General features: G+C 70.2%; 17 protein-coding genes and 1 pseudogene. 6 read left to right on the top strand and 12 right to left on the bottom strand.

What is annotated here, in order from left to right; genetic code table 11:
• Positions 1-573: AMP-binding protein (locus tag D7X74_RS25710; protein ID WP_147446676.1), on the top strand; the 573-nt coding region annotated here is incomplete at its 5' end.
• Positions 570-1571 carry a 2-dehydropantoate 2-reductase gene (locus D7X74_RS25705; RefSeq protein ID WP_120535643.1) on the top strand — a complete coding sequence of 334 codons (1002 nt, stop codon included), beginning with the start codon at positions 570-572 and terminating at the stop codon, positions 1569-1571. The genes D7X74_RS25710 and D7X74_RS25705, both read left to right, overlap by 4 nt.
• Here the strand turns inward: D7X74_RS25705 and D7X74_RS25700 are convergent.
• From D7X74_RS25700 to eno, 3 genes are read right to left on the bottom strand one after another with little or no spacing between them, the layout of a single operon-like run.
• The gene (locus D7X74_RS25700; protein WP_120535642.1) at positions 1568-2446 is read right to left on the bottom strand and encodes a peptidoglycan DD-metalloendopeptidase family protein; all 879 of its coding nucleotides are present in this window, start codon (positions 2444-2446) and stop codon (positions 1568-1570) included. The genes D7X74_RS25705 and D7X74_RS25700 overlap by 4 nt on opposite strands.
• A gap of 44 nt (positions 2447-2490) precedes the next feature.
• Positions 2491-3279, bottom strand: a complete 789-nt coding sequence (surE, locus tag D7X74_RS25695) for a 5'/3'-nucleotidase SurE (RefSeq protein WP_120535641.1) — start codon at positions 3277-3279, stop codon at positions 2491-2493.
• Positions 3280-3281: 2 nt separating this feature from the next.
• Positions 3282-4580 carry a phosphopyruvate hydratase gene (eno, locus tag D7X74_RS25690; protein ID WP_120535640.1) on the bottom strand — a complete coding sequence of 433 codons (1299 nt, stop codon included), beginning with the start codon at positions 4578-4580 and terminating at the stop codon, positions 3282-3284.
• 79 nt (positions 4581-4659) lie between these two features.
• Between eno and D7X74_RS25685 the strand changes: the two genes are divergently transcribed.
• On the top strand, positions 4660-5748 hold the full coding sequence (locus D7X74_RS25685) for an ADP-ribosylglycohydrolase family protein (protein ID WP_120535639.1): 1089 nt from the start codon (positions 4660-4662) through the stop codon (positions 5746-5748).
• 120 nt (positions 5749-5868) lie between these two features.
• Here D7X74_RS25685 and D7X74_RS43715 read toward each other — a convergent pair whose 3' ends face one another.
• The 4 genes from D7X74_RS43715 to D7X74_RS25670 all read right to left on the bottom strand — a co-directional run bounded on the left by D7X74_RS43715 (position 5869) and on the right by D7X74_RS25670 (position 8322).
• Positions 5869-6042: a hypothetical protein gene (locus D7X74_RS43715; RefSeq protein WP_167508779.1), complete on the bottom strand. Its 174-nt coding sequence runs from the start codon at positions 6040-6042 to the stop codon at positions 5869-5871.
• Between the two features lie 402 nt (positions 6043-6444).
• The gene (locus D7X74_RS25680; RefSeq protein ID WP_120535638.1) at positions 6445-6870 is read right to left on the bottom strand and encodes a type II toxin-antitoxin system RatA family toxin; all 426 of its coding nucleotides are present in this window, start codon (positions 6868-6870) and stop codon (positions 6445-6447) included.
• Positions 6871-6900: 30 nt separating this feature from the next.
• Positions 6901-7866, bottom strand: coding sequence for a class II fructose-bisphosphatase (gene glpX, locus D7X74_RS25675; RefSeq protein ID WP_120535637.1), 966 nt, complete (start codon positions 7864-7866; stop codon positions 6901-6903).
• Positions 7867-7917: 51 nt separating this feature from the next.
• Complete coding sequence (locus tag D7X74_RS25670; RefSeq protein ID WP_120535636.1) at positions 7918-8322, bottom strand: thioesterase family protein; 405 nt, start codon at positions 8320-8322, stop codon at positions 7918-7920.
• 92 nt (positions 8323-8414) lie between these two features.
• On the opposite strand from D7X74_RS25670, the gene D7X74_RS25665 reads away from it, so the two are divergent.
• On the top strand, positions 8415-10043 hold the full coding sequence (locus tag D7X74_RS25665) for an alkaline phosphatase family protein (protein WP_199741894.1): 1629 nt from the start codon (positions 8415-8417) through the stop codon (positions 10041-10043).
• Between the two features lie 85 nt (positions 10044-10128).
• On the opposite strand, the gene nadC is transcribed toward D7X74_RS25665, so the two are convergent.
• From nadC to D7X74_RS25645, 4 genes are all read right to left on the bottom strand, one after another.
• Positions 10129-11010, bottom strand: a complete 882-nt coding sequence (gene nadC, locus D7X74_RS25660; protein ID WP_199732654.1) for a carboxylating nicotinate-nucleotide diphosphorylase — start codon at positions 11008-11010, stop codon at positions 10129-10131.
• A gap of 9 nt (positions 11011-11019) precedes the next feature.
• The gene (locus tag D7X74_RS25655) at positions 11020-14529 is read right to left on the bottom strand and encodes a valine--tRNA ligase (protein ID WP_120535634.1); all 3510 of its coding nucleotides are present in this window, start codon (positions 14527-14529) and stop codon (positions 11020-11022) included.
• Between the two features lie 53 nt (positions 14530-14582).
• On the bottom strand, positions 14583-15842 hold the full coding sequence (locus D7X74_RS25650; protein WP_120535633.1) for a PleD family two-component system response regulator: 1260 nt from the start codon (positions 15840-15842) through the stop codon (positions 14583-14585).
• A 117-nt stretch (positions 15843-15959) separates the two neighbouring features.
• Positions 15960-16775 (bottom strand): chemotaxis protein CheW, encoded by an 816-nt coding sequence (locus tag D7X74_RS25645; RefSeq protein ID WP_120535632.1) that lies wholly within the window; start codon positions 16773-16775, stop codon positions 15960-15962.
• Between the two features lie 52 nt (positions 16776-16827).
• Here D7X74_RS25645 and D7X74_RS25640 point away from each other — a divergent pair, with 52 nt between their 5' ends.
• Positions 16828-18213 carry a diguanylate cyclase gene (locus tag D7X74_RS25640; protein ID WP_120535631.1) on the top strand — a complete coding sequence of 462 codons (1386 nt, stop codon included), beginning with the start codon at positions 16828-16830 and terminating at the stop codon, positions 18211-18213.
• 43 nt (positions 18214-18256) lie between these two features.
• Here the strand turns inward: D7X74_RS25640 and D7X74_RS25635 are convergent, their stop codons facing one another.
• A complete protein-coding gene (locus D7X74_RS25635; protein ID WP_120535630.1) occupies positions 18257-18649 on the bottom strand; it encodes a demethoxyubiquinone hydroxylase family protein in 393 nt (130 codons plus the stop codon).
• A 167-nt stretch (positions 18650-18816) separates the two neighbouring features.
• On the opposite strand from D7X74_RS25635, the pseudogene sinK reads away from it, so the two are divergent.
• A pseudogene (gene sinK / locus D7X74_RS25630) lies at positions 18817-19572 on the top strand (hybrid histidine protein kinase/response regulator SinK); the annotation flags it as partial.

Here is a 19572-nt window from a genome sequence, read left to right as displayed (position 1 = left end):
ACGGCATACGAGATTACTACGCGTCTCGTGGGCTCGGTGGGACGGGCCGCAGGCCCCGAGGTCGCCATCATGGACGACACAGGCGCGCTGTTGCCTCCTGGGGGCCTTGGTGAAGTCGTCATCCGGGGCCCCAACGTCATGGCGGGCTACGTGAACAACCCCGAAGCCAATGCGCGCGCCTTCACGCACGGATGGTTTCGCACGGGGGACCAGGGCACGCTCGACGCGGAGGGCTACCTGCGGCTCACCGGCCGGCTCAAGGAATTGATCAATCGCGGCGGGGAGAAGGTGAGCCCGCTGGAGGTGGACACCGTGCTGTTGGATCATCCCGCCGTGCAGCAGGCCGTCACGTTCGCCCTGCCCCATCCGAAGCTCGGTGAGGACGTGGCCGCCGCCGTCGTGCTGCGCGAGGGCCAGCACGCCACCGAGCGCGAGCTGCGCGACTTCGTCTCCGCGCGCGTGGCCGACTTCAAGGTGCCCCGCCGCATCGTGCTCCTCACGGAGCTGCCCAAGGGTCCCACCGGCAAGGTGCAGCGCATCGGGCTGGCGGAGCGGCTGGGGCTCACGTCATGAGGATCGCCATCTTCGGCGCGGGCGCCATCGGCGGCTTCCTTGGCGTCAAGCTGCTCCAGGCCGGCGCGGACGTCACCTTCATCGCGCGGGGGGCCCATCTGGACGCGATGCGCACGAACGGCGTCACCCTCACGAGCGGCGGCGAGACGGTCACCGTGCGACCGCACTGCACCGACTCCCCCGACGACGCGGGACCGCAGGACTACGTGTTCCTCACGTTGAAGGCCCACGCGCTGCCCGCCGCCGCACCGCAAATCGCCCGGCTGCTGGGCCCGGAGACGGCGCTCGTCACCGGCATCAACGGCGTGCCCTACTGGTACTTCCACGGGCTCGAGGGTCCCTACGCAGGCCGCCACGTGGAGAGCGTGGATCCAGGCGGCGTGCTCTTGCGCACCCTGCCCCCGGAGCGCGTCATCGCCACGGTGGTGTACCCGGCCGCGGAGGTCGTCTCGCCCGGCGTCATCGTCCACACGTACAACGACCGCGTCACGTTGGGCGAACCGGACGGCAGCAAGAGCCCGCGCATCCAGGCCCTCTCGCAGCTCATGATGAAGGCGGGCCTGAAGTCCCCGGTGCGCCCGCGCATCCGCGATGAAATCTGGGTGAAGCTCTGGGGCAACCTCGCCTTCAACCCGCTGTCCGTACTCACCGGCGCCACGCTCGACGTCCTCGCCCGGCAGCCGGACCTGCGCGCCGTGGCCCGAGCGATGATGGTGGAGGCCCAGGCCGTGGCCGAGGCCCTGGGCACCCGCTTCCTCATCGACGTGGACCAGCGCATCCAGGGCGCCTCCCAGGTCGGCGCGCACAAGACCTCCATGCTCCAGGACCTGGAGCGCGGCCGCCCGATGGAGATCGACGCCCTGCTGGGCGCCGTCGTGGAGCTGGGGCAGCTCGTCGGCAGGCCCATGCCCCTGTGCGAAAGCACCCTGGCCCTGGTGCGCGAGCGGGCGCGCCAGTCCGGCGGCTACCCGGCCCGCGCGACGCCGGAAGCGACTTAAGCGGGCGGCATCACGCCCAGGTACTCGAGCGGATCCACCGGCTTGCCGTCCACGCGCACCTCGAAGTGCACGTGCGGGCCGGACGTGCGGCCGGACTCGCCCACCGTGGCGATGACCTGCTCGCGGCGCACCTTCTGTCCCGTGCGCACGCGCAGGTCCCGGTTGTGCGCGTACAGGGTGATCAACGTGGACGAGTGCTCCACGATGACGATGAGGCCGTAGCCCTTCTGCTCGCCCGCGTAGAGGACCGTGCCCGCCTGCGCCGTCTTGATGGGCGTCCCCGCGGGCGCCGCCAGGTCGATGCCGTCATGCGGTTCGCGGCCCTTCTTGCCGAAGCGGCCATACAGCACGCCGCGCAACGGCCAGTCGAGCAGCCCCTGCGTGGCCAGCTTCGGACGCGACGGCGCGCCCGGCCGCCCCGACACCACGCGCGCGCGGGGCGGATCCTCCTTGCGCGTCACCACCGGTCCCGAGCGGCGCGGCGTGGACACCGGCGCCTGCCCCGGCTTCGTCAGCACCAGCTCCGGCTCCTCGTCGGACAGCGGCCCGGGGTCCCCGTACTGTGGCCGCTCGCTGCCCGGAATCAGCAGCTCCCGACCCACCGACAATTCCTTCGGGTCCTTGATGCCGTTGGCCAGCGACAGCTCTTCCACCGTGATGCCGTACGTCTTGGCGATGCGGTACATCGTCTCGCCCGCGGCCACGCGGTGGCGCACGGACACCAGCTCCGGCTCTTCGTGAGAAGGCCGCAGCGCGAACGCCAGCGGCTTGCCGCTACCGGGAGACTCGGGCAGGGCCCCCGCGGTCTCCAGGCCCGGGGAGGACGCCGCCCGGGTGCCCACGCAGCCGCCCAACAGCACGGCCGCGAGCAACACCCAGAGCGCCCTTCCCGCTCGGCTGGAGCCGCGTGTCTCCAACCTCAGGCACCGCCCGACTCGTGCCGGGTGAAGCCCTTGAGGCTCCAACCCGACAGCTCGGGGATGCGACCGTGGTCGGTCATCTCGAAGTGCAGCGGCGTCACCGACACGCGCTTCTCGTCCAGCACGGCGTTGCAGTCACTGCCCGGAATGTCCTGGTGGGCGTACTCGGTGCCACCAATCCAGTAGTACTTGCGGCCGCGCGGGTCTTCCTTCTCCACGACGTTGTTGCCGTAGGAGTGCCGGCCCTGCGTGGTGATGACGTAGCCGTCCGGCTCCACGCCCCCGGGGATGTTCACGTTGAGGAGCATCCGGGGCGGCAGGGGCCGCGACAGCGCCTCCTCCACCAGCGAGCGCGCGAAGCGGCCCGCCGGCTTGAAGTCGAACGGACCGCGCGTCACCAGGCTGAACGCGATGGCGGGCACGCCCAGGAACGCCGCCTCCATGGCCGCCGCCACCGTACCGGAGTACATGACGTCGTCCGCGAGGTTCGCGCCGTGATTGATGCCGGAGACCATGAGCTGGGGACGATTGTCCTTCAGCAAGTGGTTCATCGCCAGATACGAGCAATCCGTGGGGGTGCCGTCCACGGAGAACCACCGCTCGCGCACCTCCTTGATGCGCAGCGGCCGGTGCAGGCTGATGGAGTGGGAGGCAGCGCTCTGCTCCCGGTCGGGCGCCACCACCCACACCTCGCCCAGGGGGCTCACCGCCTCCACGAGCGTCTGGATGCCTTCGGAGAAGTAGCCGTCGTCGTTGGAGACGAGGATGCGGGGGCGGGAGGAGCTCACGGTCACTTCTTCTTCGCGAAGGAGCGGAAGGCGGACATGCCCGCGTAACGCGCGCCGGCCCCCAGCTCTTCCTCGATGCGCAGCAGCTGGTTGTACTTGGCCACGCGGTCGGAGCGCGACGCGGAGCCCGTCTTGATCTGCCCGCAGTCCAGGCCCACCGCGAGGTCCGCGATGGTGGTGTCCTCGGACTCGCCGGAGCGGTGGCTCATGATGGACGTCATGCCCGCCTTGTGCGCCATGCGCACGGCGTCGAACGTCTCCGTCAGCGTGCCAATCTGGTTCACCTTCACCAGGATGGAGTTCGCCGTGCCCGTCTGGATGCCGCGACCCAGGCGCTCCACGTTGGTCACGAAGAGGTCGTCGCCCACCAGCTGCACCTGGTTGCCCAGCGCGTCGGTGAGCTTCTTCCAGCCCTCCCAGTCATCCTCCGCCATCCCGTCCTCGATGGAGATGATGGGGTACTTCTGCGCGAGGCCCCGGTAGTACTCCAGCAGGCCCTGCGAGTCGTACTCCTTGCCCTCGCCCTTGAGCTTGTACTTCTTGGAGCCCTTGTCGAAGAACTCGCTGGCCGCCACGTCCAGCGCCAGGAACAGCTGCTCGCCCGCCTTGAAGCCCGCCGCGTCGATGGCCTCCATGATGAGCTTGAGCGCCTCCTCGTTGGCCGGCAGGTCCGGGGCATAGCCGCCCTCGTCGCCCACGCCCGTGGCCAGCTTGCGGTTCTTCAAGATCTTCTTGAGCGCGTGGAACACCTCCGCGCCCCAGCGCAGGCCTTCCGCGAAGGACTTCGCGCCGGCGGGCACCACCATGAACTCCTGCACGTCCACGCGGGTGTCCGCGTGCGCGCCGCCGTTGAGGATGTTCATCAGCGGCACGGGCAGCGTGCGCGCCTGGAGGCCGCCCACGTAGCGGTACAGGGGCAGGCCGTGCGCGTCCGCCGCGGCGCGCGCGGCGGCCATGGAGACGGCGAGGATGGCGTTGGCACCCAGCTTCGCCTTGGTGGGCGTACCGTCCAGCTCAATCATCCGCGCGTCCAGGGACACCTGGTCCACGGCGTCCATGCCCACGAGCGCGGGGCCAATCGTGTCGCGCACGTGGTCCACGGCCTTCAGCACGCCCTTGCCCAGGTAGCGCTGCTTGTCCCCGTCCCGCAGCTCGTGCGCTTCGTGCTCGCCGGTGGAGGCGCCGGAGGGCACCGTCGCACGGCCACGAGAGCCACCCACCAGGAGGACTTCGGCCTCCACGGTCGGGTTGCCACGGGAATCGAGCACTTCACGCGCCAGGATTTGAGCGATCTCGGTCATAGGGCGCCGGTTCTACGAGGCACGGCGGGAACGGGCAAGCGCGCTCGCACTCCGGACTGCTACAGTGTCCAACCGCCGAATGCCTCCTCCTCCCAAGCGCCGCGCCACGGGCCCGGACCCCCTTCCCGGCCAGCGTGCCCGGGGCGCCCTCATGGGCCTGGCCGTGGGCAACGCCCTGGCCATCCCCACGGCGGGTCGGCCGTTCTACGCGCCGGCCTTCCCGGAGCTCGCCGTGGGCCCCTACCAGGACCTGCACGGCGGTGGCCCCCATGAGCTGAAGAAGGGCCAGGTGAGCGAACCCACCCAGCTCGCCGTGGCGCTGGCGCTCAGCCTGCGCGACATGAAGCGCTATGACGCGGCGGACGCGCTGCGCCGCTACCGGGCCTGGCAGGCACACGCCTTCGCGGTCAGCGACCCCATGAAGGAGGTCCTGGAGGAGTGCGACACGGGCCTGGCGAACGCCGTCCGGGGCGCCGGCAAGCGCGTCTGGCAGAAGAACTTCCGCCGCGTGGCCAACGCCGGCGCCCTGGCCCGCGTGGTGCCCCTGGGCGTCCTGCTGTCAAAGGACCCCTTCGCCCTGGCGCAGGCGGCCATGGAGGACACCGCCCTCACCCACTTCGACCCGCGCAGCCAGCTCGCCAGCGCGGGGCTGTGCGCCGCCATCGCCAAGGCGATGACGGGCGGCCCCAACCTCAAGCCCGAGGACCTGCTGCCCGCCGCGGAGACCGGCATCTCCCTGGCCGGCGCCGCCCTGGCGCGGCAGGAGCCGGACTTCGTCCAGGAGGTGGCCCGCGCCTCCATGCTCCTGCGCGAGGACCTGGCCCTGGCGGCCCAGAAGGACCCGCAGCTCTACGGCCCGGAGCTGCACCTGCACCGCCCCGGCAACAACGCGGTCCGGGCCGCCTTCCGGCTGGCCTTCTGGGAACTCATCCACGTGCCCACCGCGCAGGCGGCGCTCCTGGACGTCATCCACCGGGGCGGCGACACGGAGGTCCACGCCGCCGTCACCGGAGCGCTGCTGGGCGCCTTCCACGGCGAGGGCGCGCTGCCCGAGGAATGGCGCCAGAAGGTCCTCCTGGCGTGCCAGCCCTACAACCCGTACCAGAAGGGGACGGTGATGTGGGAAGTCTACCACCCCCGGCACCTGCTGCTGCTGGCCCCGGGCTAGGGACGCTGCGGCGTCGCTGCTTCCCCGCAAGCAAGAAGCCCGCGGAGGACTGTCTGGAGGACGGTCCGACCGTGGGCTTCGGGACACGCCGTGGCCTGGGGGCCACGGGAATGGGGGGCGTCAGAGGTCGATGACGACAACGCCTCGCGACGGCTTGTCTTCCTCGGTGTCCGTCCTCCGGTGGGGACGGTCATCGGGAACAGGCAGTGGAAGCTCCACCACCGGCCGCTCGTAATCCTCGCGGCGAAGCCGCTCGCGGCGCTTGATCTCTTCGATAATGAAAGCGTCGAGCATGGGTTCGGTCTCTCCCTCAGCCTACGTACCCCGATGTACGCCCGCCGTCCCGCCCCCTTACCACTTCCACTTCTCTTTGATGCAAATTAAGAACCCCTGTTTCTTCATGGGTGCGCCGCCGTGATTCTGCATGGCTGCTCGTCCACCTCCCGACATCCCGGCCAGAGCAACCGTGGCGCGGATGTCATGGGAAACCCAGCGGACGTTCAAAAATTGCCTGATCCTAATACGCCCGAGCCGCGCCGCAACCCAACCCGTCTCAGGTGACCCTCGAGGGCATTCGCGGCACGGTTCCAGCCGAAAAGCGCCCGCCTGCCTCCCTGCTCCTTGCACGACGAACGTCGCACCGGGAAACAGACAGGCAGGCGGCTTTTGACGCAATCCGTCAAGGACGGACGGACTTCAGGGGGCTTCCGCGCGGCGCTTGAAGGCGTCCAGCATCTTGGGGAGCTGGTTGTCCACGAGCCCGTTGACGATGGCCTTGGGCACGAGCATGCCCAGGGCCATCTCCACGTTGTAGGTCGCGCGCGTCTTGCCCTCGCCGTCGGGCTCCAGGGTCCAGCTGCCCTTGTTGTCCTTCATGACCTCGCCGTTCACGAAGGTCCAGGACATGCGCTTGGGGCGCTCCTCGGTGACCTTGATGGTGTAGCGGATGGTCTTCACCACATCGACCTCGTAGTGGACCTGGACGGTGTTGCCCTGGCGCTGCGAGGTGGAGACCTTCTTCACCTCCGACAGGAACTCCGCGTAGCGGTCGTAGTCGGTGATGATGTCGAAGACCTTCTCGATCGGGGCATTGATGGTGATGGTGCGCGTGGCGCCGGCCATGACGGTGTCTCCTGGTGAGAAGGGGGCAGGCTACAGCGCGTAGCCCGGCTTCTTGTCGAACTTGTGCACGGACTGGATGAAGCGGACGGTGCCCGTCTTGCTGCGCATGACGACGGAGTGCGTCTCACAGCCACCGCCGAAGAAGCGCACGCCCTTGAGGAAGTCACCGGTGGTGACGCCCGTGGCGGCGAACATCACCTCGCCCTTGGCCAGCTCCTCGGCGGAGTAGATCTTGTGGATGTCGGTGATGCCCATCTTCTTCGCGCGCTCGATTTCGCCCTGGTTGCGGGGCACCAGCCGGCCCTGCATGTCCCCGCCGGTGGCGCGGATGGCCGCCGCGGCGATGACGCCCTCGGGCGCGCCGCCAATGCCCATCAGCACGTCCACGCCGGTGCCCTCGAAGCAGGTGGCGATGGCGCCCGCCACGTCGCCGTCCTCGATGAGCCGCACGCGGGCGCCCGCGGCGCGGACCTCCTTGATGAGGTCGGCGTGGCGCTCACGGTCGAGCGTCATCACGGTCAGGTCCTCCACGTAGACCTTCATGCGCTCCGCGATGGCGCGCAGGTTCTCCGTGGGGGACTTGGTCAGGTCGATGGCGCCCTTGGCGCGCGGCCCCACGGCGAGCTTCTCCATGTACGTGTCGGGCGCGTTGAGCAGGCCACCATGGCTGGACATGGCCACGACGGAGATGGAGCCCGGGCGGCCGTAGGCACAGAGGTTCGTGCCCTCCAGCGGATCCAACGCGATGTCGACCTCCGGGGCGCCCGGCTCACGGCGGCCCACGCGCTCGCCGATGTAGAGCATGGGCGCCTCGTCGCGCTCGCCCTCGCCGATGACGACGGTGCCGTCGATGTTCAGCGCGTCGAAGGCGCGCCGCATCGCGTCCACGGCCACCTGATCCGACTCGTTCTTGTTGCCGCGGCCCATGAGGCGGGCGGAGGCGATGGCCGCCATCTCGGTGACGCGCACGACCTCCATTGCCAGGTTGCGATCCATTGTGGTGCTCCTCGTTCGGGAAATTCGGGATGGGAAATCAGGGGCCTGGGCTCAGCCAGCGTCCAGGGCCTTCAGTCGGGAGAGGGCTTCGGGCATGCGCCGGGGCTTGCCGTCGCGCCCCACGCAGGCGTGCATCGTGCGGCCGGTGCACAAGAGCGTGGGCGATTCGCCGTCGCGCAGCAACTCGTAGGTGAATACGAGCGACGCATGACGCAGCTCGCTGAGCGTGGCGCGGATGACGAGCAGGTCGTCGTAGCGCGCGGAGGCCTTGTAGTGGGCGCTCGCCTCCACCACGGGCAGCAGCAGGCCGGTGCTCTCCAGCTCGCGGTAGCTGCCACCGTGGGCCCGGAAGAACTCACTGCGCGCGAACTCGAAGTAGCGGAAGTAGTTCGCGTAGTACACGACCCCCATCTGATCCGTGTCGCCGTAGATGACGCGCAGCCGTGCCTCGACCATTGGGCCGCCCATATCAGGGCGGGGTGACGTGTCCAAGCGGTGGGGACGCATGTTGGTTGCTTCTGACCATCCGGCCGGGGAGGCTGTCCGCCATGTCGCGTCTTCTGACCACTCTCGCCGTGCTGTCCGCCCTGTCCGCCCTGCCCGCCCAGGCGAAGGCCCCGAAGCTCACGCTGTTCATCAGCGTGGACGCGCTGGGCAGCGACCTGCTCCTGCGCAACCGCCCGCGCCTCACGGGCGGTCTGGGCCGGCTGCTCGACACGGGGGCGTACTACCCCTACGCGCGGTATGCCTACGCGGAGGCGCGTACCGCACCGGGTCATGCCACGCTGGCCACCGGCGCGAACCCCTGGCGCCACGGCATCGTGGACAACGACGTCTATGAGCGCGCCAGCGGACAGGCCGTGCAGGTCTACCTGGACCCGACGCATCAGGTGCTGGAGGGGGTCACCGTCCCCACGGCGGACAGCAGCCCGGCGAACCTGATGGCGGAGACGCTGGCGGACCGGCTGCGCGTGGCCACGCAAGGCCGGGGCAAGGTGGTGGCGCTGTCGTTCAAGGCGCGTGCGGCCATTCCGCTGGCCGGGCGGACGGGCCAGGCGTGGTGGTTCGACGAGGCCACCGGGAAGATGGTGACGAGCACCTGGTACGCGAAGGAGGTGCCCGCGTGGATGCAGGCGTTCAACGCGCGCAAGCTGGCGGACGCGGGCTTCAGCAAGACGTGGGAGCTGCTGCGCCCGCGCGCCGAATACGTGGGCGAGGACGACCGCGCCACGGAGCCGCCGGATCCCTACAGCATGGGCCGCACGTTCCCCCACGCCCTGAATGGCGGGCTCAAGGCGCCAGGGCCCGGTTCGTACCGCGTCTTTAGCGTGTCGCCCCTCTCGCATGACCTGCTGGTGCAGTCCGCGAAGGCGGCGCTGGAGGGCGAGGGCCTGGGCAAGGACGACGTGCCGGACATCCTCGCGGTGAGCTTCAGCGGCACGGACGCGGTGTTCCACGCGTTCGGTCCGTACTCGTGGGAGATGCAGGACACGCTGCTGCGGTTGGATCAAGCGATGGGCGAGCTCATCACCGCCGCCGAGCGCGCGGCGGGAGGCAAGGCCCACCTGACCATCGCGCTGTCCGCGGACCATGGCGGCGCGGAGATCGCGGAGGCCTGGGCCCAGGCGGGCGTGCCCGCGGTGCGGCTCAACCCGGTGGAAGCGGCGAAGGGACTCGCCCAGGAGCTGCAGGCGAAGTTCAAGGCCGACGTGACGGTGAAGCTGCTGGAGCTGGACGTGTACCTGGGCGGCAAGGCGCTGGAGTCGGGGCAACTGGACGGCGTGGCGGTGCGCAGGGCGGCGGCCGCGTGGCTCGCGAAGCAGCCCTTCACGGTGCTGGCGGTGGCGAAGGACGACCTGGACACGGCGCCGGACACCGGAGGCCTGGTGGCGCCGCTGCGGCGCGGCTACTACCCGCAGCGCAGCGGGGATGTGCTCTTCGTGTCGAAGCCGTTCTACGTGGTGAGCGACTACCCGCGCGGGACGAACCACGGCACGCCGTATTCCTACGACACGCAGGTGCCGGTGGTGTTCGCGGGCAAGGGCGTGAAGCCGGGCCTGTACCTCCAGGAGATCGATCCGGTGGACGTGACGCCCACGCTGTCCGCGCTGCTGGAGATGGGGATGCCCGCGTCGGCGGAAGGCAAGCCGCGCGCGGAGGCGCTCACCGGGAAGTAGGGACGCCGCCCTGACGGAAGGGCAGGTCGAGCCGGTTTCCACCGGCCCGCCCTGCCCTTTTCATTCCGTCAGATGAGGAACCGCGTCAGCCCTGTGCCGCCGAGCGGGGCTTGCGCGTGGACTTCTTCGTCGTCTGGATCTCCAGCGACAGGTCCATGGCCCGCGCCGAGTGCGTCAGCGCGCCCATCGACACGAAGTCCACGCCCAGCTTCGCGAGCCGGGGCAGCCGGTCCAACGTGACGCCGCCGGAGACTTCAATGGGGACCCGGCCGGCCGTCAGCTTCACGGCCTCGCGGATCTGCGCGTCGTCCATGTTGTCCAGCATGACGACGTCCGCGCCCGCGGCGATGGCCTCCGCGAGCTGCTTGAAGTTGGTGACCTCCACTTCAATCTTCACCAGGCGGGGGCCATTCAGCTTCGCGCGGTGGATGGCTTCGGTGATGTCACCGCCCACGGCCGCGATGTGGTTGTCCTTGATGAGGATGCCGTCAAAGAGGCCGAAGCGGTGGTTGGACGCTCCGCCCATGCGCACCGCGTGCTTCGCAAGGCCCCGCATGCCCGGCGGCGTCTTGCGCGTGTCGAGCACCCGCAGCTTCGAGCCCCGCACGGACGTCATCGCCTGCTGGGCCAACGTCGCGATGCCGGCCGCGCGCTGCACCAGGTTGAGCGCGGTGCGCTCGGCGGCGAGCAGTGAACGCAGCTTGCCGTGGACGCGCGCGGCGACCACCTTCGGTTTGATTTCGTTGCCGTCCTGCTTGAGGACCTCCACCTCCACTTCCGCGTCCACCATGTGGAAGACGCGGACGAAGGCGTCCAGGCCGGCGATGATCATCTGCTCCTTCGCGACCAGCTCCCCACTGCCCTCCGCATCGGCGGGGACCACCGCCAGCGAGGTGACGTCCCCCGCCGCGCCAAGGTCCTCGTCCAGGGACAGCGCGATGAGCCGATCGAGATAATCCTGCTGCACTTCCGCCTCCTACCGACGGGCCTTGCGGGCCGCCGGTTTGCCCCGGGTGGTCTTCTTCGCCGTGGCCTTCTTCGCCCCGGCCTTCTTGCCCGCCGCCTTCTTCGCGGAGGTCTTCCGGGCGGGCGCCTTGCGGGCACCACCCTTCTTCGCAGCGCTCTTCTTGCCCGCCGCCTTCTTCGCGGCCGGCTTGCCTCGGGATGCCTTCTTCGCCGCGGCCTTCTTGCCCGCCGCCTTCTTCGCGGGAGCCTTCTTCGCCGCGGCCTTCTTGCCCGCCGCCTTCTTCGCGGGAGCCTTCTTCGCCGGGGCCTTCTTCGCGGCCGCCGCCTTCTTCGCCGGAGCCTTCTTGGAAGACGCGGTCTTCTTGCCGGGCGCCTTCACGGCCCCTTCCGCCTCCGGAGCCTCACGGGTGTCGCCACCCTCCTTGGCCCGGTCGAACTCGCGCATCGCATCGTCCACGAGGCCCATGCTCATGTACGCGACGCCCAGGTCGTGGTGATCCGCGGCGGACAGCCCTTCCTTGGTGCCTTCGCGCAGCTTGTTGAGCGCGTCCTCCACCACGGGGTCGGCGGTCTGGGGCGCTTCCCCGGCGGCCTCCGCCTCCATCTCACCCTTCAGCTCCTGGCCCAGGTTCACGTCGTCCTTCGACGCCTTGGGCTCGGTGGCCACCTTCACGTGCGCGCTTTCGGACGCCGCGAGGGTGGAGGTCTCGGACTCGGTGCTGACCGGTAACGGCGACGGCGTCTCGGGCTCGGACATTTGGGGCTCCGGGGCGATGCGCTGGAGGTGATCCTGCAGCTTGACCGTGCGCTCCTGGAGCTCCGCCACCCGGGCCTGGTCCTTCGCCACCACGTCCGGCGGAGCACGGGCCACGAAGCTCGGGTTGTCCAGTTTGCGCTGCACACTGGTGAGTTCCTGCTCGGCGCGGGCGATCTCCTTCTTCAGGCGGTCGCGCTCCGCGTCCAGATCCACGAGGCCCGCCAACGGGACGTAGATCTCCAGATTGCCGCTGACGAACGCCGCCGCCTGCGGAGGCTTGGCGCCCGGCGGGCCCACGAGCACTTCCGACAGGCCGGCCAGCGGCATCAGGTACGCGCGCCAGCGCTCCAACAGCTCGCGCGTCGTCGCGTCCGGGCTCTGCACCACCGCCTTCACCTTCGCGGACGGCGGCAGGTTGCTCTCACCGCGCAGCGTGCGCAGGCCCTCGATGGCCGCGATGACCGGTGCCATCTCCGCTTCCGCGGACGCATCCACGCGCGCCGCGTCCGGCTCCGGATACGCCGCGATGCAGATGCTCTCCGTGGGCCGGGACATCGGCAGCTTCTGCCAGATCTCCTCGGTGATGAACGGCATGAACGGGTGCATCAGCCGCAGGATGCGATCCAGGCAGTACACCAGCACCGCGCGCGTGGTGTCCTTGGCCTCGGCGTCCTCGCCGTACAGCGAGCCCTTCGCCAGCTCGATGTACCAGTCGCAGAACTCCGCCCACAGGAACTGGTACAGCGTGGAGGCCGCCTCCGCGAAGCCGTACACCTCCAGCGACGCGCGCGTCTCCTGCGTGGCCTTCTGCAACCGGGAGAGGATCCACCGGTCCGCCAAGGTCAGCGTGCGGCCCTCCAGCGGCGTCTTGTCCAGGCTGAAGTCGCCCATGTTCATCAGGGCGAAGCGGCTGGCGTTCCACAGCTTGTTGCAGAACGCCTTGTAGCCACCCAGGCGGTCCATCGACAGCTTGATGTCACGGCCCTGCTGCGTGAGCGACGCGAGCGTGAAGCGCAGCGCATCCGCGCCGAACGCGGGCATCCCCTGCGGGAAGCGGTTGCGCAGCGAAGGCTGGAGCGCGTCCACCTTGGCGCCCAGGATGACGTCCAGGGGATCGATGACGTTCCCCTTCGTCTTGGACATCTTCTCGCCCTTCTCGTCGCGCACCATCGCGTGCAGGTACACGGTGCGGAAGGGCACGTCGTTCATGAAGTGCAGGCCCATCATCATCATCCGGGCGACCCAGAAGAAGATGATGTCGTGGCCCGTCTCCATGACGGACGTCGGGTAGAAGGTGTTCAGCTCCGGCGTCTGGCGCGGCCAGCCCAGCGTGGAGAACGGCCACAGCGCGGACGAGAACCACGTGTCCAGCACGTCCGGGTCCTGCACCAGGTCCGTGCCGCCGCACTTCGGGCAGGACTCCGGCGTCGTGCGCGACACGATGACCGCCGCGCTGTCCAGCGAACGCTCCTCGCCCGCGGGGCTGCACGCCGCGCAGTACCAGGCGGGAATCTGGTGGCCCCACCACAGCTGGCGGCTCACGCACCAGTCATGGATGTTGCGCATCCAGTGGTAGTACGTGTTCGTCCAGGACTCGGGGACGAACTTCGTGCGGCCCTGCTCCACCGCCTCGATGGCCGGCTTCGCCAGCGGTTCGATCTTGATGAACCACTGCGGCGACAGGCGCGGCTCCACCACCGTGGCGCAGCGCTGGCAGGTGCCCACGCTCAGCTTGTGCGGCTCTTCCTTCTCCAGGAGGCCCAGCTCCGTCAGGTCCGCCAGCACCTGCTTGCGCGCCTCGAAGCGGTCCACGCCGGCGTACTTGCCGGTGTCCTTCGTCATCCGCGCCGCTTCGTCCAGGATGGACAGCATCGGCAGCTTGTGGCGCAGGCCCGTCTGGTAGTCGTTGAAGTCGTGCGCGGGCGTGACCTTCACCACGCCGGTGCCGAACTCCATGTTCACCAGCTCGCCGTCCGCAATGATCGGAATCTCACGGTCCGTGAGCGGCAGCGCCACGCTCTTGCCCACGAGGTCCGCGTAGCGCGGGTCGTCCGGGTGCACGGCGACGGCGGTGTCACCCAGCAGCGTCTCCGGGCGCGTCGTCGCCACGGTGAGCGTGCGGTCCGTGCCCTTCACCGGGTAGCGGATGTGCCAGAGCGAGCCGTTCTTCTCCTCGTGCTCGACCTCCAGGTCGCTCAAGGCCGTGCGGCACGACGGGCACCAGTTGATGAGCTTCTGGGCCCGGTACATCAGGCCCTCTTCGTACAGGCGGACGAAGACTTCGCGCACCGCGGCCGAGGACTGCTCGTCCATGGTGAAGCGCTCGCGGCTCCAGTCCAGCGACGCGCCCAGGTAGCGGTGCTGCTCACCGATGCGAGCGCCGTACTTGCCCTTCCACGTCCAGACGCGCTCGAGGAACGCCTCGCGGCCCAGGTCGTGGCGGCTCTTGCCCTCGGACTTCTTGAGCTCCTTCTCCACCACCATCTGCGTGGCGATGCCCGCGTGGTCCGTGCCCGGCAGCCACAGCGCGTTGAAGCCGCTCATCCGCTTCCAGCGCGTGAGGATGTCCTGGATGGTCGCGGTGAGCGCGTGGCCGATGTGCAGGCTGCCCGTGACGTTGGGCGGCGGCAGCACGATGCTGAACGGCGGCTTGGCGGAAGTGGGCTCGGCGCGGAAGTAGTCGCGCTCCAGCCAGTGGTTGTACCACCGCGCCTCCACTTCGGAGGGCTCGTAGGCCTTGGACAGTTCAGTCGTGTCAGTCATTGAAGACGGCCGGCCCCCGACGGGGCCGGCGGGGAATCAGGGGGGACTGCGAATCAATGCTGGGTCTCGCGGTCCTTGATGAGCCGCTCCAGCTCCTGCCGGATGATGGTCTCCGCCAGCTGCGGTACGACCTCCCAGGCAATCTTCTCGATGACCTCGCGGGAGGCCTTCGACAGGGCCTCGCGAAGCAGGGCCTCGCCTCCATCCGCGGGACGGCGCGAGGGCGCGGCGGCCGGCGTGGGCCCGCCGATGTCGAGCGAGATCTCCTCCGCGCCGCTGTGCTCGGGCAGCGAGTCCTCGATGCGGATGCTCTCCGGACGGGCCTGCACGGCGGCGGGCGCCGCGGCCGGAGCCCCCAGACCGAACGGATCCCGTGCGCGGGCGGCCGGCGGAACCGCCGCGGGCGGATGCGAGGGCGGCAGCGGCGTGCCCCCGGCGGGAGGACGCGGGAACCCGCCCGGGATGTTCGGAGCGCCAGGGCCCGGAGGACGCGCGGCCATGCCCGGAGGCGGCGGCACGCCAGGACCCGGAGGACGCGCACCCGGGGGAACGGCGCCCGGAGGCGGACGCGCCATGCCCGGAGGCGGCGGCACGCCAGGGCCCGGAGGACGCGCACCCGGAGGCGGCACGCCCGGCCCGGGAGGACGCGCGCCCGGAGGCGGCGGCACGCCAGGACCCGGAGGACGCGCACCCGGGGGAACGGCGCCCGGAGGCGGACGCGCCATGCCCGGAGGCGGCGGCACGCCAGGGCCCGGAGGACGCGCACCCGGAGGCGGCACGCCAGGACCCGGAGGACGCGCGCCCGGAGGCGGAGCGCCAGGACCCGGAGGACGCGCACCCGGAGGCGCGGCGGCGGGCGGCTGCGGCGCGGCGGCCTGGGGCGGCACGGGCGCGGCCGTCTGCGGGAACACGCGCGTCGCGGCGGACGCGGGCATCGTGTTGGACTTCTGGCCCACCAGCGCCTTCACCTTGTCGAGGAGGATCTGGCTCTCGAAGGGCTTGGTGATGTGGTCGTCCGCCCGGGCGGCCTTCGCGCGGTTCTCGTCGAACGCCTCGAAGGTGCCGGCCAGCAGCAGCACGGGAATGGCCTGGGTGGAGGGGTCGCTCTTGAGCGCCTCGCACACCTCGTAGCCGCTCTTGCCGGGCATCATCACGTCGGCAAGCACCACGTCCGGGCGCAGCTCACGCGTGCGCGTGATGGCGTCCAGCCCGTTGTCCACCGCGGTCACCTGGAAGTCTTCCGTCGCGAAGATCATCCCGATCACCTTGCGGATGGTGAGCGAGTCGTCGGCGATCAGTAGATTCTTGGGCATCGGCTCCGGCCTCGGGGGGCGCATACCCCCCTGAATTCGTTTGAGATTTCGGGCGAGCAAGCCTGCCTGCCGGCCCTGTGTCAATCGGAGAAGCTTAGGGTTCGCGCTTCCGGCCGATCAAGAAAACATGCGCTGCAGGTCCAGGAACATCACGGGATCCGGCAGCCCCGGTGCCTTGAACGTGCCCATCAGCTCGGCGGGCTTGAATTTCTGCAGGACACCGAGCACCCGGGTGGCCGCCAGCCCCACGGTCCGCCCGGCCAGCTCCGTGAGGACGAACAATTCCTCCGCCAGCGCGGGCGCCCCCAACAGTGCCGGAACCGAACAGATGGGCCACAGGGCCTGCGCATGCGGGTAGACGCCCGCCACCGGCCCACTCTGCACCGGCAGCACGCTGAAGGACACGCCCTTGGGCACCACCTGGGAGACGTTGTTCAACGGAACGCCGAACAGCACGCCCTGCGACTCCAGCACCAGGGCCCGCTCCGGGGGCACGTCCGTCCAGTGCACGGGCCGGGGCTCGGGCGGCGAAGCCCGGGGGCCCACCCGGTGGGGCAGCGCCTCCACGATGAGCTCCAGGTACAGCCGGTCCTTGTGCAGCACCGCGCCCCGGCTCAAGGGCGCCAGGGAGTCCGCGAGCCCCGGGGGCAGGAGGAAGAACGGATCCCGCGCCACGTCCGCGACCTCCACCACGGAGCGCACCCGCACCGCGAGCGTGGGGCTGACATCAAGCACCACCACCATGCCCGGCACGTCCTCGGGCGGCCCGCCGAGCAGCGCGGACAGGTCCTTCACCTCCAGCACGCCCCGCAGGCTGGTGCCGCGCGCGCCCGGCATGGCGACCTCCATCACGGAGGTGGCTTCCACGGCGTAGCGAGTCTCACCGGCCTCCACCAGAAGGCAGAGCCGACGTCCGCTTTCAAAGGGGGACACGGCCAGGGACCCTAGCAGCGTTCCAGGGCTTGGTGCTAAGCCGTGAACAGTCATGGCGCGACTGCTCCTCGTCGACGACGAAAAGATCGCCCGCAACCTCTACGGCGACTACCTCACGGCCGCGGGACACATCGTCACGGCCGTGCCCACCGTGGCGGACGCGAAGGCCGCCCTCTCCGCCGAGCGGTTCGACGCGGTGGTGACCGACCTCATCCTGCCCGGCGGCGACGGCATGGAAGTGCTTCGCCACGTGCGCGAGCGCTACCCCGGCGTGGAGGTGGTGGTCATCACCGGCCTCGACAAGGTGGCCCCCGCGGTGCGCGCCATCAAGAGCGGCGCGGCGGAGTACCTGGTCAAGCCCGTGGCGCCGGAGGCCCTGCAACACGCCCTGCGCCGCGCGCTCACCACGCGCGACCTGATGCGGGAGAACGCCTCCCTGCGCCAGCACGTCGCGCTCCTGGAGGCGGGACAACGGATCGCCACCACGCTCGACCGCGAGCGGCTGGCCACGGCCACCTCCGACGCGCTGGAGTCCATGGCCGGCGCCTCCGCGGTGATGCTGCTGGAGCGCGACCCTTCCGCCGGCTTCCGCGCGCACGGCATGCGCGGACTGCCCCAGGACCTGCACGACACGCTGGTGCCGGTGATCATCGACCGGCTGTCCGCCACGCGCGAGCCCACGGTGCTCGACGGGCTCCAGGTCCCCTGGCCGCGCACCCTCACCTTCCCCGCCGTGGACGGCGACACGGTGCTGGGCCACGCGGTGCTCTTCCACGACAGCGCGCCCCCGGAGCACCACCCGGAGACGGTGAGCTTCCTCGTGCGCAACTGGGCGCTGGCCCTGCGCAACCTGGGCCGCTTCGCCGCCGTGGAGGACCTGGCGTACGTGGACGACCTCACCCGCCTGTTCAACACGCGCTACCTGCAGCTCGTGCTGGACCGCGAGGTGAACGAGGCCGTGCAGACGCAGCGGCCCTTCTCCCTGCTCTTCCTGGACCTGGACCGCTTCAAGACCATCAACGACACGCACGGGCACCTCGTGGGCTCGCGCGTGCTGGTGGAGGCCGCGCGCGTGCTCAAGGGCTGCGTGCGAGACCCGGACGTGGTGGCGCGCTTCGGCGGCGACGAGTACGTGGTGCTGCTGCGCGGCACCGACTCCGGCGGCGCCCTCAAGGTGGCCGAGCGCATCCGCCGCACCATGGAGACCCACCAGTTCCTGGGGCGTGAGGGCCTGGCGCTGAAGCTCACCACCTGCATCGGCGTGGCCAGCTTCCCCGAACACGCCCAGGACAAGGACCACCTGTTGGATCTGTCCGACCGGGCGATGTACCGGGGCAAGCGCGGCAGCCGGAACGTCGTCTACGTGGCGGCGCAGGACCTGGAAGCCACCCCGGCCGAGCGTCGCCAGGGCCCGCCGACTCCGAACACCCAGGGCTGAAGGCGCCCGGGAGCCACGCGGGACGCCTCCGGGTCCGGGGTTCCTACTTGCGCAGGCTGCCCACGGTGAGGCGCTTGGGCAGCTCCGGATCCACCTCGGCGGCCGCGCCGCCGCCCTCGCCCACCGCCTCCACCTCTTCGTGGGACGCACCGGTGGTGATGAGGCGGTACTTCTGCGACGCCTCGCGGTCGTGCTGGGCCTGCGCGGGATCCAGACGGGCGATGAGCTGCCAGAACAGGGCCGCGTGCTCGCGCTCCTCGTCCATGACGTGGCGCAGGATGGCCTTGGCATCCTCGTTGTCCGTCGCGTCCAGGTGCGCGGCGTAGAGGTTGATGGCGTCCAGCTCCGCCTCGATGTTGAGCCGGATGGAGCGGGCGAGTTCGGAGTCCGTCAGCTTCCGGGGCACCACCGAGTGGAACGGGTTCGTCTGCGGCATGCGGACCTCTGCGACAGGGGGACCGGCCACCCGGGCGTGCGGAACGTCGCCGTCCGGACGCCGGTTGGAGGGTGCCCGCGAGCATCCGTGCGAGCGAGGACGCGGTCAACCGATTCCCGCCGGGGGTGCGTTGCACGTGAACACCTGCCTCCGCCATGCTCCCCGGCATGGAGACCCCCTCGCCGCTCGCGCAACTGCTCCAGGCCCTGGAAGCAGGAGACCTGCCTGCGGCCAGACTCGCGGCGGTGGCCCTGCAGCGCGCCAACGCCCATACCCACCAGGTCGCCGCCGAGGTCCTCCACGAGCTGCGCCAGCCCCTGCTGGGCGCGAAGGCGTACGCCCAGTTGCTTGCCGAGGAAGGGGGCTCCAGCGGCCCCCTGAAGCTGCTGCTCGCGCAGGTGGAGCGGATGGAGCAGATCGTCTCCGACTTCATCCGCCTGGCCAGCGAGCGGCCGGCCCCGCAGCAGCGGCAGTCCCTGGCCGCGCCCATCTGGGCGGCGGCGAAGGTGTTCAGCGTCAACCCGGACTCGGCGCGCATCTCCCTGGAGGTGGAAGCCCCCGAGGACCTCACCATCCTGGGCAACGCGCGGCTCATCGAGCAGCTCACGCTCAACCTGCTCAACAACGCGCGCGATGCCATGGCCGGCCGGGGCCGGGTGAAGGTGCGGCTTGCGCACGAGGGCGCATCTCCCGTCCTGTACGTGGCGGACTGGGGCCCGGGCATCCCCGAGGAGCTGCGCGAGCGCATCTTCGAGCCCTACGTCACCGCCAACAAGCGCGGCACCGGCCTGGGCCTCGCCGTCTGTCGGCGCATCGCGCACGAACACCATGCGCAGATATCGCTCGTGCCCCCGTCCACGATGCACGAGGTGCCGCCCCCGGCCACGGTGTTCCGCGTGCTCTTCCCGCCCACGGACGCGCCC

The sequence above is a fragment of the Corallococcus sp. CA047B genome (assembly GCF_003612065.1).
GTDB lineage: Bacteria > Myxococcota > Myxococcia > Myxococcales > Myxococcaceae > Corallococcus > Corallococcus praedator.
Note: the sequence above shows the minus strand (reverse complement) of the source record. Positions and strands in the feature narration are given on the sequence as shown.

Coding starts and splice junctions, on each gene's coding strand:
- D7X74_RS43715 (WP_167508779.1), bottom strand. CDS start 6,042: ATGCTCGACGCTTTCATTATCGAAGAGATCAAGCGCCGCGAGCGGCTT.
- D7X74_RS25650 (WP_120535633.1), bottom strand. CDS start 15,842: ATGCCCAAGAATCTACTGATCGCCGACGACTCGCTCACCATCCGCAAG.
- D7X74_RS25670 (WP_120535636.1), bottom strand. CDS start 8,322: ATGGTCGAGGCACGGCTGCGCGTCATCTACGGCGACACGGATCAGATG.
- D7X74_RS25680 (WP_120535638.1), bottom strand. CDS start 6,870: ATGGCCGGCGCCACGCGCACCATCACCATCAATGCCCCGATCGAGAAG.
- eno (WP_120535640.1), bottom strand. CDS start 4,580: ATGACCGAGATCGCTCAAATCCTGGCGCGTGAAGTGCTCGATTCCCGT.
- D7X74_RS25635 (WP_120535630.1), bottom strand. CDS start 18,649: ATGCCGCAGACGAACCCGTTCCACTCGGTGGTGCCCCGGAAGCTGACG.
- D7X74_RS25685 (WP_120535639.1), top strand. CDS start 4,660: ATGCCTCCTCCTCCCAAGCGCCGCGCCACGGGCCCGGACCCCCTTCCC.
- glpX (WP_120535637.1), bottom strand. CDS start 7,866: ATGGATCGCAACCTGGCAATGGAGGTCGTGCGCGTCACCGAGATGGCG.
- D7X74_RS25640 (WP_120535631.1), top strand. CDS start 16,828: ATGGCGCGACTGCTCCTCGTCGACGACGAAAAGATCGCCCGCAACCTC.
- D7X74_RS25665 (WP_199741894.1), top strand. CDS start 8,415: ATGTCGCGTCTTCTGACCACTCTCGCCGTGCTGTCCGCCCTGTCCGCC.
- D7X74_RS25705 (WP_120535643.1), top strand. CDS start 570: ATGAGGATCGCCATCTTCGGCGCGGGCGCCATCGGCGGCTTCCTTGGC.
- D7X74_RS25655 (WP_120535634.1), bottom strand. CDS start 14,529: ATGACTGACACGACTGAACTGTCCAAGGCCTACGAGCCCTCCGAAGTG.